Origin of the sequence: Flavobacterium sp. Root186 (assembly GCF_001428525.1) — a bacterium.
GTDB lineage: Bacteria > Bacteroidota > Bacteroidia > Flavobacteriales > Flavobacteriaceae > Flavobacterium.
Window position 1 is genome coordinate 290,340 of sequence record NZ_LMHW01000017.1, and the last position, 13,749, is coordinate 304,088.

Here is a 13,749-nt window from a genome sequence, read left to right on the forward strand (position 1 = left end):
TAAAAAATCGATAACAATGAAAAAAATACTATTTATGGTGTCTGCGGCAATTATGCTTGCCTCGGCGCCAGCAAAAGCCCAGTTTGTGGTTACCGATCCGGCTAATCTAGCCTCGGGGATTCTCAACAGCGCCAACGAGATCATACAGACTTCCTCAACAGTCAGCAATGTGGTCAAAAATTTCAAGGAAGTCGAAAAGGTATACAAGCAGGGCAAAGAATATTACGACAAACTGCAGGCGATTAACAATCTGGTAAAAGACGCTCGCAAGGTACAGCAGACCGTCCTTTTGGTGGGCGATGTATCGGAAATGTATGTGCAGAATTTCGGAAGGATGCTTAATGATCCAAACTTTTCGGCAAGAGAACTCACCGCCATTGCCAAGGGATATTCGGCGCTGCTGGGAGAGAGTACCGAGCTTTTGAAAGAACTCAAACAGATTGTCACCTCCTCGAGCCTGTCACTCAGTGATAAAGAGCGAATGGACATTATCGACCGTGTATACAAAGAGGTAAAAGAATACCACAGCCTGGTGCGCTACTACACCAATAAGAATATATCGGTGAGTATCCTGCGAGCTAAAAAGCAGAACAGCACCAAAAGGGTTCTTGAGCTTTATGGCACCCCAAACCAAAAATACTGGTAATATGGAATTCAATAATCTTCATGAGGTCCTTCGCTCGCTGTATGATGAGATGCTGCCACTGTCCGCCGATATGGCGGCGGTGGCCAAAGGACTGGCAGGACTTGGGGCGCTGTTTTTTGTGGCCTTGAAAGTCTGGCAGGCACTCAGCCGCGCTGAACCTATTGATGTCTACCCGCTTCTGCGCCCTTTTGCACTGGGTCTCTGCATCATGTTTTTCCCGACGATCGTGCTGGGTACAATCAATGCCGTATTAAGCCCGATAGTTCAGGGAACACATAGCATTCTGGAAGATCAGGTATTGGACCTGAACAATCTGCAGGAAAAAAAAGACCTACTGGAGCATGAAGCGATGATCCGCAATCCCGAAACCGTCTATATGGTATCGGACGCGGAGTTCGACAAGAAACTGGACGAGCTGGGCTGGTCGCCTTCGGACATCGGGACTATGGCCGGAATGTACATGGACAGGCAGACCTATCAGATAGAGAAAATAATAAAAGATTGGTTTCGTAACCTGCTCGAAATACTATTTCAGGCTGCAGCGCTGGTGATCGACACCATACGCACTTTCTTTCTCATAGTGCTGTCCATCCTGGGGCCTATCGCATTTGCCATATCAGTCTGGGATGGATTCCAGTCAACTCTCACGCAGTGGATTACAAGGTATGTCAGCGTTTATCTCTGGCTTCCAGTAGCGGACCTGTTCAGCTCGATGCTGGCCAGGATCCAGTCCCTTATCACTGAAAGGGACATAGAAATGCTTGCCGATCCCACTTTCGTGCCCGACACCTCAAACACCGTATACATCATTTTTATGATTATCGGCATAGTGGGCTATTTTACCATTCCAACAGTAGCAAGCTGGGTGATACACTCTACCGGCGGAGGAAACTTTTTAAAAAATGTCCATCAGACCGCCATGAAATCCGGAAATATAGCAGGCGCTGGAGCGGGTTCGACCGCAGGCAACATTGCTGGAAGGCTGATGAATAAGTAACCAATAAACATTCGATAAAAATGGAATTTAAAACACTCAGAAATATAGAAAACAGTTTCCGGCAGATAAGGCTCTATGCCATCGTATTTGCCGTGCTCTGTGCATCAGTGACCGGATACGCGCTTTGGAGATCGTATGGTTTCGCCGAGCAGCAGCGCCAGAAAATTTATGTGTTGGACAATGGCAAATCGCTCATGCTCGCACTCGCTCAGGACGCCTCGATCAACCGTCCTGTGGAAGCCCGGGAGCACGTAAGGCGTTTTCACGAGCTCTTCTTTACTCTCGCCCCGGACAAAAATGCTATTGAAAGCAATATGAAAAGGGCATTTAGCCTTGCCGATAAAAGTGCCTTTAACTACTACAAGGACCTTTTGGAAAAAGGTTATTACAACCGGATTATATCAGGCAATGTACAGCAGCGTATTGAGATGGACAGCGTGGTCTGCAATTTCGAGACTTACCCCTATGTGGTGCGGAGCTATGCAAGGCAAATTATCATACGTTCGAGTAATGTAACCAGCCGCAGTCTGGTTACATCCTGCCTTCTGGTAAACTCGGTGCGCTCGGACAATAACCCGCAGGGTTTTAATATTGAAAAGTTTGCGGTGGTTGAAAACAGGGATATAGAAGTCATCGAACGCTAAAAAAATCTTATGGAAGCATTATTAGATTTAGACACATTTGCGAGAATCCTGACTGAAAAAGGATTTAACGGCTATTTCCATACGCAGGGTGCGCATGCCGGAAAGTTAAAAGACAGCATCAGCGAATACCTTGAAAACTGCAAAAATGGAAAAGACAGTTTGCCTAAAGAGGACTTGCTGCTGACAGGCTACCTGCAATGGTCAGGTGAAGACAAGCCCAGTGTACGATGCATTATGCTGGTAAAATACCTGAACGGTAAATTTTCTCTCAACAGAATGCAGGTGGCAAGGAAGGACCAATTTGGACAGCTGCAGAAAAAAACGGAACTGACAAACCTGTCTGTTATATCTGCGCCCAGCGCTTCGCAGGCAGTCGCCTTGGTCAATGATGAACAGCACCAAAAAACAGATAAATGTCCAAAGCGTTTTAAGCTTTGAGAACAAAAATAACAAGGTTATGAATAAATTGAGAGCAAATATAAACCAATGGCTGGAAGGGCTTGACAGGAACTGGGAAGCAATGCCAATAAAAAGGCAACATCAGGTAATACTGTACTTTTTTGCAGCGTACGTGCTGCTGACCGCAGTTGTCATTTTCAACGTATGCCGCGATACTGCATACGCGAGAAACAATATGGCTGTAGAACATATCGAAAATCCTGCCTCGGCACGGAAAGAAAGTCCGGCGTTTCTACAGGACTCCCTCAAGCCAATTAAAAAAAAATAGGATTATGAAAGAAAATAAAAAAAAGGTAACCCTTCTCTCAGAAGAGGCTCGACAAAACAGTTCCTCGTTTCTGCCTGATGAAAAAAAGACAACTGTCGAGCGTATTAAAAAACCGCTAATTTTCACACTGATGGGAATTGTATGTATCGGATGTATGTATTTGATCTTTAAGTCGTCGAAGGATAAAAAGCAGATCGAAAGCATTGGTCTGAACGACAGCGTGCCACAGGCAAGCGGATCTGTACTGCAGGCAGACAAACAGAAAGCGTATGAGCAGGAAATACTCGAAGACAAAGAAGAGCAAAAAAAGAACGCTTTAACGACGCTGTCCGATTACTGGAATGAGGATAACGCTGAGCAGAAACAATCAATGCCCGATGACGCGGAAGAAACTAACAATCCGGCGCTAAACACTTACCGTACTGCCCAAAGCACGCTGGGTTCTTTCTATCAGCAGGACAACGGAGAAACCAAGGAACTGCGCCGAGAGCTCGAGGACCTGAAGCAGGAGCTCGCGCAAAAGGAAGTTCCCAAAGCTGCCACGGTTGATGACCAGCTGGCACTTATGGAAAAATCCTATCAGATGGCAGCTAAATACCTTCCCTCAGGCTCCGCTCCTGTCGAGAGTGCAGGCAAAAACACTGCAGTAGCAAAGACGGAATCAGAAGAGAAGAATTTTTCGGCACTGGTTCCTGAAAAAAAAAGCAAAGTCTCCTCGCTTTATCAACGTGCGTCCGATAGCACTTTTATGGCAGAATGGAACACGGGCAGAGGGTTTAATTCAGCAGGTTCGATGCAAGAAACGCTTCAGCCAAAAAACAGCGTCAAAGCCTGCGTGCACCAAACACAAACTATTATTGGCGAGGCAGGTGTTTCCCTTCGTCTTTTGGAGCCTGCAAGGATATCAGGTCGTATCATAGCAACGGGCACAATAGTGACGGCAAATGCGAAGATACAGGCAGGCCGCCTGCAGTTGAAAGTCACTTCCATCGAACTGAAGGGCTCCATTATTCCGGTAGACATTACTATTTATGACCTTGACGGCCAGCAGGGAGTGCCAGTTCCTTATTCTGCCGAAAGAAGTGCCCTAACTGAAATGGCGGGCAACATGAGCCAACAGTCCGGCACGAGCCTTATGATGACACAGTCTGCAGGACAGCAGGTGGCCGCTGACCTGAGCCGCGGGGTGGTTCAGGGCATCTCGGGCTATTTCGCCAAAAAAGTGAGGACGCCTAAGGTGACCTTAAAAGCAGGACATCAGGTGTATCTGGTTTCCAAAAAATAAAAGCAATCTAAAATAAATTAATTATGAAAAATCAATTTAAACTATTTTGGGCAACAGCCCTTTTAATAACATATTCATTGGCTGCGTCTGCGCAGGAAAACGAAGCCACGACCCTTGATTTAGGAACGATACCGCCCTACCATATGCAGGTTACTTATGACAAAACTTCCCATCTTATTTTCCCGTCCGCTATCCGATACGTGGATCTTGGAAGTGAATACCTGATTGCCTCAAAGGCCGAGGATGCTGAAAACGTCCTTCGCGTCAAGGCATCGGTCAAGACTTTTGAAGAGGAAACCAACTTTTCGGTGATTACAGATGACGGCCGTTTTTACAATTTTAATGTGCAGTACAGCGCCAACCCGCCTACCCTCAGCTATGATCTTATGGCGATGCGGAAGAACTCCGACAAAGTCAGTGCAAGCGATGTTCTTTTTGAGGAGCTTGGAAAAACACCGCCCTCACTGGCAGGTTTGATCCTGGAAACTATTTACAAAAACAACAAGCGAATCGTAAAACACATTGCATCGGAGAGTTTCGGTACTCAGTTCAGCCTAAAGGGAATCTATATTCACAACGGCCTATACTATTTCCATACGCAGCTTGAAAACCAAACCAATGCACCTTTCAGCATTGACTTTATGAGTTTCAAGGTGATAGATAAAAAAACAGCCAGACGAACTGCCTCGCAGCAAAGGCCAATTGTGCCGCTCCGCATTTACAAAACCCTTGATGAGATTCCCGGAAAAGCCACAGACCAAAATGTGTTTCTCTTTGACCAATTTACAATAGCGGATGACAAACTGCTGCTAATTGAGATTTTTGAGAAAAACGGAGGGAGACACCAGACACTCAAGATTAAAAATTCAGATCTGGTAAAAGCCAAGGTGATAAACAGTATGCACCTTAAATTTTAATAACAATTAAAAAATTAGAAATTAAAAAGTATTACAGCCCGGAGCATTGCTTTGGGCTGTTTTGTTTCCTGAGCTTAAGCCTTTCCTGCAAATACATTGCATAACTCAATTAACGTTAGTATCTTAGCATTGAACTGCAAGAGCCAAAACCTATTTTGGCAATAAGGATTTAACTTGTATTGTTATGCCTAATGTTATTGACCGCACCAACAGGTTTTATATAGAAATGTCCAAGCAGGTACTTTCTGAAAAGGAATATGATTTACTTCAGAAACTACTCGTTGAAAAGATGCCCCTGACCAAGGCGGCAGAACAATACGGGGTTACATCCCAGTATGTGGAGTAGCTTTACGAGAAAACATGCAATAAAGTAAAAGTAAAAGCAACAACCGAACTGATGTGTAAAATCGATCATTACGAAAAAAAACTTCAAAAGCTAAAGCACGAATTAAATCCAAATCCCACCCCTTCTCAAATCAGAAAAGAAAAAGCGGAAAAAGAAAGGCAGAAACTGCTTTACGACAGTTCATTTGCTTTTAGCAGAAGACTTCAGAGCGTACTGGAAGTCTTAGAGATCAGAACTATTCGTGATCTTGCCGATATACCGTTAAAGGATTTTACACGTATCAGGGGCTTTAAAGCAAAGTGCAAAGAAGAACTCATTGCATTTATCGAGTTTGAAAAAATAGAGCACTTATTTAATGAATTTTCACGCTGGAAAAAAGAGCCTATTGTACAATTAAAATAAAGGCCAGGACAATAAGGCGGTCTTCTTTTGCTTCTTTTCTTTGGCCGCTGACGGAAAGAAAAGAAGCCCGTCCAAAAACAAAAAAAGGGATGCTGAACATCCCTTAAAAAAAACCGCAGCGGGTTTGGTAAAATAGCGGGCACTGCATTTTGGCAAAAGCGCTCCACCGTTTTAAACGCAAAAAGATGCTCCGCCCGAGAGGAAGGAGTGTCTTTTTGCCGCCCGATTTCGGGCTTATATTGGAATGGGTTGTGATCGGAAATCTTTTAAATTCAGGAAAAATCCCCTGTTTGCTGTCATGCCCTCACGAAACAAATTCCACAATAGCGAGCATCCCATCTGCGCCAAAGCAGAATTAATAAACAAATCCTGTTTCTCTAGTGCCTCGGCAAGTGAACAGCTTGGCGTGTCGTCCTTCGTTTCAGATTCCTGTAAAAGCTCCCCAAATTCCTCTGTCACAAAAGGCAGGCGCTCCACGGTTTCAAATTTTTCGGACTTGGGCTGTGGGATTTCCCCAATAGTGGACAGGATGACCTGTCCTGTATACTGGCTGTTGCCAAAATCCATCCAGTATTTGGGGTCGTCCCTGTGATACCTTTGATTGCTGTATTTTAATATTTCAGCAATGTCAAAACGGGAGCGTACGCTGTCAGTGCACGTGATATAAATTGGTGCCTTTGCATTTTCGGGCAGTTTTCCAAAGCTGTCCCTCTCAAATTTTACGGTTTCCGCTTTCCAGTTTGTGCCCGTAAAACGGTTGGCTCTGTTGATAAGTGCCACGGATTTGTTAAGTCCGACCTCACTTGGCGCAAAACGCTGTCTGCCAAGATTGGCATTTGTGATAATATCATCATCCCAAAGGCGTACCGACAGCCCTGCATGTCCGAGCGCTGTAAAGCTGTGGTTCATTTCCATAAGGGCGGTCAGCACTTTTGAGCCTGTACCGCCTGCACCAATAAGGTTAACGGTAATGGGATTGGTGGGGCTAATCAGATACGCGTCTGTAAAATGCATTTTGGTTTTGCTTGTTTTCATGACAATAAATTTTTAAGTGTTTTGTTACTGCTTTTCAATAATACTGTAGGAAAGGTTCTGTCCGATGTAACAAGGTCTGTCCACAGGGTCACACAGTTGCTCTTTACAGGGCTGTTCTCTCCCATAAGGTGGCTGAAGTAGCTGTTAAAGAAATAATCCTCCCACGCCTTTGTAAATTCCTCAACGCAGGCAGATTCTTTTATCTCAATACTGACTGAACCCATACATACCCTGCCGTCCTCATAAATGTTAAAAAATGGTGCATGGTACAGCGGTGTTTTTTCCGTAGGTCTCCTGTTACTTAAAAGCGCAAATACCCGCAGGCTGTTTTTGCTCGCCTGCCAGACCATGGGAGGCACAAACCCCTGACCGCTCGGAATCCCCAAGCCCTCTATAAAATAAAGCGGTCTTTTTTGGGATTTGGTGTACCATATCACAGCGCCTTTGTCCCTGCTCGGATTAATATGCAGGATATTTGTTGGCAGAATCCCACCTGATTTCAAAAAGGCGGTCTGCTTCTGCTTTTCGGTCATAAGGGCTTTTGCGAGTGCTCCTGCTTCACGCTCTGTGAGCGGATGAGCATTGATAGGCGTGCCGTTTCTATCCATGTCAAAATGCTCTACATATACTTCTTTATCTAAACCTTTACTTTCATAGAAAACAAGGGCGGATTTCGGGTGGTAGAGCGTCCCGAAATCCTCTGTTCTATCCATTGAATTATTCATTTTCGTTCTGTTTATAGTTATACAGTAAAGCGCACATATCGTCCAAAACTTTAAACAGACGGCTTTCAAAATCAAGGCTGTTCTCTGTCAATTCACTACCATCAAAGCATTTTAAAATGGTCGGCTCGTCCATTGCACCGTACTCGTTAAACTCGCTGTTGATGCTCTCCTCTATGCTTTCATACAGCCATCCTTTGGTATCGGAGATAAAGGAAATGTACTTTTCCATCCCGATACTCTCGTTTTCCGTTTCTTCGTCTTGCTCCTCGTCACGTGTTGGTGCATTTCGAAAAATGCTCTCGTTGGGATAATCGGTGTATATGGCAAAAGCTTTTTTGCCTATATCCAAACACTGCTTATCAAAGTCATCACGGCTTTTAAACGCTTTTAAACGCTCTTCAAACACGGCTAAATTTATGGGGTTGAAAATCTTCTTTTCGATACAGTCCCCGATAAGTTCTGCCTTGACAAACTCCCGAATATACCGCTCGTTTTCTTCCCTGTCCTGCTCCTCTTCTGTCCATTCCCTGTGCATTTCATAGAGCCAGTACAGATAACTGCCCTGCTGTCTGTAATACGGCACATCTGCAATATTATACAGATACGAGCAGACCGATAAAAGCAGGTGCGCATTTTGTTTGTGCTTCGGTTCTCTGAGCATTTGGTAAATCGCTTCAATTGGGATATAATACAGCGTTGTGCCTGTGGTGTATTTTTCCTCGCTGAGCAGATACGTTCTGTGGCTATCCTGAATTGCACGCAGTTCGGAAAAGTTGCCCACAGTTTTTTTGAGCTTTTCCTGTAAATCCCATACAGCCAATGCCATATTATAGGGATATTCAAAATGACGGGTCGCCATCGGCATAATACTATAACGCCCTGCTAGACTGTCAAGAGAGCTATAAAAATCACTTTCCATTTTGGAAATATCCTGACCAGCCTGTAGCGTTTTATTCTCTTGTATTCTGGGCAGAAATGAAACCTTTAGAAAACCATCGGTAGCATCCCCGCAGGTACTGACCTTTGCTTGTCTTTCTGCACCTCGCCTGCGTCCTTGGGTCTCTGCATCCAACCCATAAACCCTGCGAGCTGTGCGTGAACCTGTTTTTGTCTTTTTTGCACGGACAGTCTCGCTGTTCCCGATAGGATTGTCTTTTGCATAATTCATGGCTTTAAATTTTTGGTTAGCCTTTTGTTCCCATTACCGTTTCAAATCGGTATTCCACCGCATCATCCCTGATAAAAGGGGCTGATATTTTGGCGGTGGTAAGTATCGGATAGGTCGGGGCATAAAAATTCAGTACCGCTTCGGTGCTCCATCTTGGCTCGGGGTCGGAAAGCCTGATTTCCTGCCCTTTGTCTTTGAGTATAAAAACCCGCTGTAATTGTGTCGCTAATAACATGATTTGTATTTTAGATTAGTATCGTTCCTCTTCGGGGTCTTCTTCCCAGTTTTCCATGTCCTCTGCGTCCGTATCTTCCTCGTCCGTTTCATGCTCCTGTGCATCACTACTATCATTAGCATACTCGGGAAAAAGAGCCTCTCGGGGCGGTTCGCTCTTTGCGGTTTCTGTTGTACTGCCGAACAGATCGGGCGCAAATTGGGCTGATAATTCAGATTTTCGTCTGCGTATTTCCTCAGCCTTAAAGGGAAACTCATGTATTTCGGGCACTTTTATCCATGCCTCACGGAATTTCCCTTCTTTTTCCAGTTCGTCCGCCTTTGCCATGGCATCACTGAATTTTTTGTCCTTGGCTTCCTGCTCTTTTTTCTTGCTATCGGCTTTCTCTTTTTCCATAGCCGACTGTTTTTTGGTATCTTCTAGCTGTTTCATATAGCCTTCCATGTCCACCATTAGACCCGAGGCGGACTGCATGGGCGTAGTGATATTCTCAAAAAAACCGCTGTCGAGTTCTTCGGCCGTTCCTCTTAGGTTTAGTGGCGGTATGCTGTGCTTGGCATTGTCCCCGCACGTCTCATTTTGGAGCATAACCAGTACGATAAGCTTGTCCTCTGTCCCTTTTGCTATTGTAATGTGCAAATCGCCTATGATCTGCAACTGTGCTATCTGATTGAAAAAATTAGTTGTCGTTTCCATAATTTAATTTTAATTTTTTAATGATTGATTCCATGACGCTCTTCTCATCGTGCCCTAACCTGTAGAGGCGTTCGATGTAGCTTTTCATATTTTCCTGATATTCCTTTTCTCCCTCTTGCCCTTTTAAGATAAGCAGATGGGTGTTCCATTCCCCGACCGCTTCCCTTATGATGGCTACAAGCTTTTGGGCGTACTTTTTTTCGGCTGTCTGGCTTTTTTTTGAAAGTCCCAGTTCTACGTACATGTCCAAAATATGCCAATACACCCGTGCTTCCTTGCCTGTACTGCGGTGTTTGCTGACAAATTCATTATAGAGATACAGTATAAACTCAAAATTGTTACTGTCCTGCCTTGCCATAATTCTTCTTTTTTGTATTATTTCAATTGCGCAAATCTTCATCTATTATTTGCACCCTTTAAAATTGATTTTAAAGGCAGTCGCCACGAAGGCGACCGCCTGCTTTTAGCTAATTAAAGCTAAGGATTTCTGCGCCATCTGCCTGAAAAGCCGTGCACAGTTCAAATGCCTTTTGGGCTTTTCCCTGGGCTGTTCCTCCCATAACAATGGACTGCAGTTTGGCTTCGCTGTCTTTGTATTTTCGTACATTTTGATAGTAGCCCGTCACGCAATTGTAAGCCCCGAAAAGCGTGCCTTTGGTTGTCGGCATCTGCTGTGATTCGCTAGTCATTGCGTACGCAAAAGCATCCTCAACGGTATTTTTAAACACGGTAGACACTTCATCATCAGCCCCTTTTTTAATTAAAGTGAGTGTTTCGGTATTGGGACATAAAGCCAACTGAATAAGCTTTTTAACTTCCTTGTCTGTTACTTTTACTTTAGACCATTCATTAAAGATGCCCTCTAACTGAGTGCTGAGTTTATCCGCTAGTCCCATTACTTTATGGGCATCATCCAAACGCTGTTTTGCCCCCGAGGTATGGCGGATGCGCACCACGTTGCTCATTGAGCGAAGCGAAGCGTTAAGGGTATTTTGGCATACGATGCGTATGGGCGTAAAAGCCGCCGTGATGCTTCCACTTCCGTCATGGGATGTGGTCAGGAATATATATTTTTCGGTCACATCATCACCGTTCCCTACCCTGATATAATCAGGGAGTTTTGCCGTGATAAAAATGCGCTCTCCCTGCCCGAGTGCCCCTGCGGTTTCGTACAGTATGCCGTCGCCCCCGCCTACAATGGCATCAAAAAAGCTGAACGCTTCACGGTTCTGCACGATTTGGTAGTCTTTCCCAACCACGCCCAAAACAGCATTGCTGTCAGTGCGGATAGTGGCAAAGCAGTCAGGTACTACCAGTTCAGTACTGCCCATTTCAATACCTTCATTAGTTTGGATAATGCCCGATGCTTTTGTGTATAAAGGGCTTTTAGCCACCTCGTAATCAAGCCCTGCATGTTTGATGGCTTCTGCGCTTGTCGGGTACTGCTCGACGATCTGTCCGAGCCCGTGCCATGCTTTTTCCTTTACGCTGAAAAAAGAATACTTTCCTGTCTCGCTGTTGTAATTGATATTATGTGCCATGATATTTGATTTTTAAAGTTTGAAAAAATAAAATTGTTTAGAACCCTTTAATGCCTGCTCAAAACGGGATGTCGTCCTCAGGCTCTTTTAAGGTGGCTTTTTTGTTTTCTCCCTGCTCTGAAGTCTGCCCCGTTTTCACCTCCTGCGCACCTTCGGATTTCTTCCCGCCCCCGTGCAGTTTAATATTGGAGGTATTGAAGTTCAGCCCTGCGCGCGGTTCCCCGTCATTCCCTGTCCACGCCCTTGCGCTTACCATGCCAGTGAGCTCCACCACCGTGCCTTTTGTCAGCCACTCGGCAACCCTTGGGCTTATCCAGTAGGCGCATTCGAAAAAGGTGGTCTGCTCCACCTTGTCGCCTTTTCTGTTTTTGTAGCTCTCGTTGATGGCTACTGAAAAATTTACTACCTGTCTGCTGTCTGACAAGGTGCTTACTTTCGCATCTTTTGTCAATCTTCCTGTAATGTTCATGATTTCTGATTTTTAAGTTTTTAAATTGTTACTTTCTTTTTCCCGCCCCGCATTTTTACTTTTTACTTTGATTTTCACTTTTTTTACTTTACTTTTTTTTTGAAATTTTATTCGGCAATGAGAGCAGGCGCTGTTTTGTTTCATCATTGCTTTTTTCAATATTTCAATTCTCATTTCTGACATTTTTTTTTATTCGTCTAAAGAGCCGCAGTATGCTATGTTTTGTTTCATGAGCATAAAAAGGTGAGTGTTCGGCAAAAGCAAGGCTCTGGCAAAAAATACAACCCGGATGGGTGGAGATTTTTTGCCAAGACCTGAAAGGCTAGGCCTTGCTTTTGGGTTAAGGACACGGAGTTACCTTTGCTCCTGAAATAAAAAACAGAAGCATACCGTGTCTTTGATAAAAAGCAAAAGGGAAGCAATTGGCATACTATAGATGAAGAAAAGTCGGAAGAAAAAGTAGTAAGCACTGGGGTGAATTCGAAAAACAGTCCTCTAAACCTAGTTATAACTGTAGAACAGGCCGCTGGAATTAATTAACGAAAGCACTGATGCACAGCTGAAAAGATTTGGTATTTATTCTTATATTCGCTTAAAAATCTTACTAATATACAAACCAGCTAAAAGTCATATTGACCCATTTTATGGTTGCTATAAGTTAATAAGCAGTGATTGTATAAAGACAAATAAAAAATAGGAAACGATGAGCGAATTATTCAGAAAATATTATTTAGGTGATTTTGTAAATGAATACAGAAAATCGCTTTTCGAACGAATTGAAAAATTGGAAATAACTGATAATACGAATATTTCCGAACTTGTTGAAAGGCTAAAATCTGAATTCACTATTTATCCCATTGCTATAGGGCAGCCAGAACCTTCACAGCCAAAAGAAACAACCAAAAAAATGTACAATTCTTGGGGACAATTGATTTATCAGAATGTTCTTGAGATTATTGTGACAATTCCATTTGAGGGAAACTATAAGTTATTTTACTGCATGCCTTCGCGATCCACGATTGTTTATCTTGAGGATAATGTTGTCATTGGTAATTCTAATATTAAGGCGACAATCACATTAACGCAGTTTGATGAGAATGCTTATTTTTCAGAAGTAAACGAAATTATCAGCACTGTAAGCACAAACTTACCTATAATAAATGCTGAAACTAAACCTTGGAATGACAGACTTGAAAATTTAATTCAGCAAGCTTTAGAAAACAGAAAAGGAGTTGTATCAAAAAAGTTTGATTTTTTCGAAAAAATCGGACTGAAAGTTAATCCAAAATCTACAGAATTTTTACTTCCGCCGACTATTACAAAGAAAGCAGTTCCAACCCCAGCAACAGAAACAAGTAAAACAGTCGCAAAAGAAAAAGTTCCAATTCTTCAACAAGAAGTTTATGCAGATATTAGAGAAGTTTTGTATAATGTTGGAAAAGCAATTGAACGAAAACCTTCAATTTACAAGGATAAGCATGAAGAAGATTTACGAGATATTTTCTTGTTGTTTCTTGAAACAAGATATGAAGCTGCAACAGGAGTTGGGGAAGCGTTCAATAAAAAAGGAAAGACAGACATCCTTCTAAAGTATGCAAAAGACGGAACTAATCTCTTTGTTGCTGAATGCAAGTTTTGGAAAGGACAAAAAAAATTAACTGAAGGCATTGACCAATTATTAGGTTACTTGACACATAGAGACACTAAAACAGCATTAATATTTTTTGTCGACCAAAAAGAAATGACAGCTGTAGTAAGCAAAATAAAAACTGAAATTATTAAGCACGAAAATTACAGCAGACATATCAAGGACACATATGAACATTCCATTAATTACGAATTTACTTTACCTGACGATGGCGACAAGAAAATTCAAGTCGAAGTAATGCTATTTCACTTTCCGAAAATATAACGAA

17 protein-coding genes are annotated in these 13,749 nt (G+C 43.2%); 9 read left to right on the forward strand and 8 right to left on the reverse strand.

The window, feature by feature from the left end:
• Positions 1–16 precede the first annotated feature (16 nt).
• The 8 genes from ASD98_RS23475 to ASD98_RS23510 all read left to right on the forward strand — a co-directional run bounded on the left by ASD98_RS23475 (position 17) and on the right by ASD98_RS23510 (position 5,964).
• Positions 17–646, forward strand: a complete 630-nt coding sequence (locus ASD98_RS23475; RefSeq protein ID WP_056209725.1) for a DUF4141 domain-containing protein — start codon at positions 17–19, stop codon at positions 644–646.
• Between the two features lies 1 nt (position 647).
• Positions 648–1,643 (forward strand): conjugative transposon protein TraJ, encoded by a 996-nt coding sequence (gene traJ / locus ASD98_RS23480; RefSeq protein WP_056209728.1) that lies wholly within the window; start codon positions 648–650, stop codon positions 1,641–1,643.
• A gap of 20 nt (positions 1,644–1,663) precedes the next feature.
• Positions 1,664–2,287 carry a conjugative transposon protein TraK gene (traK, locus tag ASD98_RS23485; RefSeq protein WP_056209732.1) on the forward strand — a complete coding sequence of 208 codons (624 nt, stop codon included), beginning with the start codon at positions 1,664–1,666 and terminating at the stop codon, positions 2,285–2,287.
• Positions 2,288–2,296: 9 nt separating this feature from the next.
• The gene (locus tag ASD98_RS23490; RefSeq protein WP_056209735.1) at positions 2,297–2,725 is read left to right on the forward strand and encodes a hypothetical protein; all 429 of its coding nucleotides are present in this window, start codon (positions 2,297–2,299) and stop codon (positions 2,723–2,725) included.
• A 19-nt stretch (positions 2,726–2,744) separates the two neighbouring features.
• Positions 2,745–3,014, forward strand: a complete 270-nt coding sequence (locus ASD98_RS23495) for a hypothetical protein (protein WP_056209738.1) — start codon at positions 2,745–2,747, stop codon at positions 3,012–3,014.
• 4 nt (positions 3,015–3,018) lie between these two features.
• A complete protein-coding gene (gene traM / locus ASD98_RS23500) occupies positions 3,019–4,299 on the forward strand; it encodes a conjugative transposon protein TraM (protein ID WP_056209740.1) in 1,281 nt (426 codons plus the stop codon).
• 23 nt (positions 4,300–4,322) lie between these two features.
• Entirely contained in the window at positions 4,323–5,216 is an 894-nt protein-coding gene (traN, locus tag ASD98_RS23505; protein ID WP_056209741.1) for a conjugative transposon protein TraN, read from the forward strand.
• Between the two features lie 397 nt (positions 5,217–5,613).
• Complete coding sequence (locus ASD98_RS23510; protein WP_056209742.1) at positions 5,614–5,964, forward strand: hypothetical protein; 351 nt, start codon at positions 5,614–5,616, stop codon at positions 5,962–5,964.
• Between the two features lie 234 nt (positions 5,965–6,198).
• Here the strand turns inward: ASD98_RS23510 and ASD98_RS23515 are convergent, their stop codons facing one another.
• The 8 genes from ASD98_RS23515 to ASD98_RS23550 all read right to left on the reverse strand — a co-directional run bounded on the left by ASD98_RS23515 (position 6,199) and on the right by ASD98_RS23550 (position 11,833).
• Positions 6,199–6,999 (reverse strand): PRTRC system ThiF family protein, encoded by an 801-nt coding sequence (locus ASD98_RS23515; RefSeq protein ID WP_056209745.1) that lies wholly within the window; start codon positions 6,997–6,999, stop codon positions 6,199–6,201.
• Positions 6,996–7,724, reverse strand: coding sequence for a PRTRC system protein B (locus ASD98_RS23520; RefSeq protein ID WP_056209748.1), 729 nt, complete (start codon positions 7,722–7,724; stop codon positions 6,996–6,998). Before ASD98_RS23520 ends, ASD98_RS23515 begins: the two co-directional genes overlap by 4 nt.
• Positions 7,717–8,892: a hypothetical protein gene (locus ASD98_RS23525; protein ID WP_056209750.1), complete on the reverse strand. Its 1,176-nt coding sequence runs from the start codon at positions 8,890–8,892 to the stop codon at positions 7,717–7,719. The genes ASD98_RS23520 and ASD98_RS23525 overlap by 8 nt, the downstream gene beginning before the upstream one ends.
• A 16-nt stretch (positions 8,893–8,908) precedes the next feature.
• Positions 8,909–9,127 (reverse strand): PRTRC system protein C, encoded by a 219-nt coding sequence (locus ASD98_RS23530; protein WP_056209753.1) that lies wholly within the window; start codon positions 9,125–9,127, stop codon positions 8,909–8,911.
• A gap of 15 nt (positions 9,128–9,142) precedes the next feature.
• Positions 9,143–9,823 (reverse strand): PRTRC system protein E, encoded by a 681-nt coding sequence (locus ASD98_RS23535; protein WP_056209755.1) that lies wholly within the window; start codon positions 9,821–9,823, stop codon positions 9,143–9,145.
• The gene (locus ASD98_RS23540; protein WP_128414881.1) at positions 9,807–10,181 is read right to left on the reverse strand and encodes a hypothetical protein; all 375 of its coding nucleotides are present in this window, start codon (positions 10,179–10,181) and stop codon (positions 9,807–9,809) included. Before ASD98_RS23540 ends, ASD98_RS23535 begins: the two co-directional genes overlap by 17 nt.
• A gap of 109 nt (positions 10,182–10,290) precedes the next feature.
• Positions 10,291–11,364, reverse strand: a complete 1,074-nt coding sequence (locus ASD98_RS23545) for a DUF932 domain-containing protein (protein ID WP_056209759.1) — start codon at positions 11,362–11,364, stop codon at positions 10,291–10,293.
• Between the two features lie 58 nt (positions 11,365–11,422).
• A complete protein-coding gene (locus ASD98_RS23550; RefSeq protein ID WP_056209762.1) occupies positions 11,423–11,833 on the reverse strand; it encodes a single-stranded DNA-binding protein in 411 nt (136 codons plus the stop codon).
• Positions 11,834–12,536: 703 nt separating this feature from the next.
• Here ASD98_RS23550 and ASD98_RS23555 point away from each other — a divergent pair.
• On the forward strand, positions 12,537–13,745 hold the full coding sequence (locus ASD98_RS23555; protein WP_056209765.1) for a hypothetical protein: 1,209 nt from the start codon (positions 12,537–12,539) through the stop codon (positions 13,743–13,745).
• Positions 13,746–13,749: the final 4 nt, after the last annotated feature.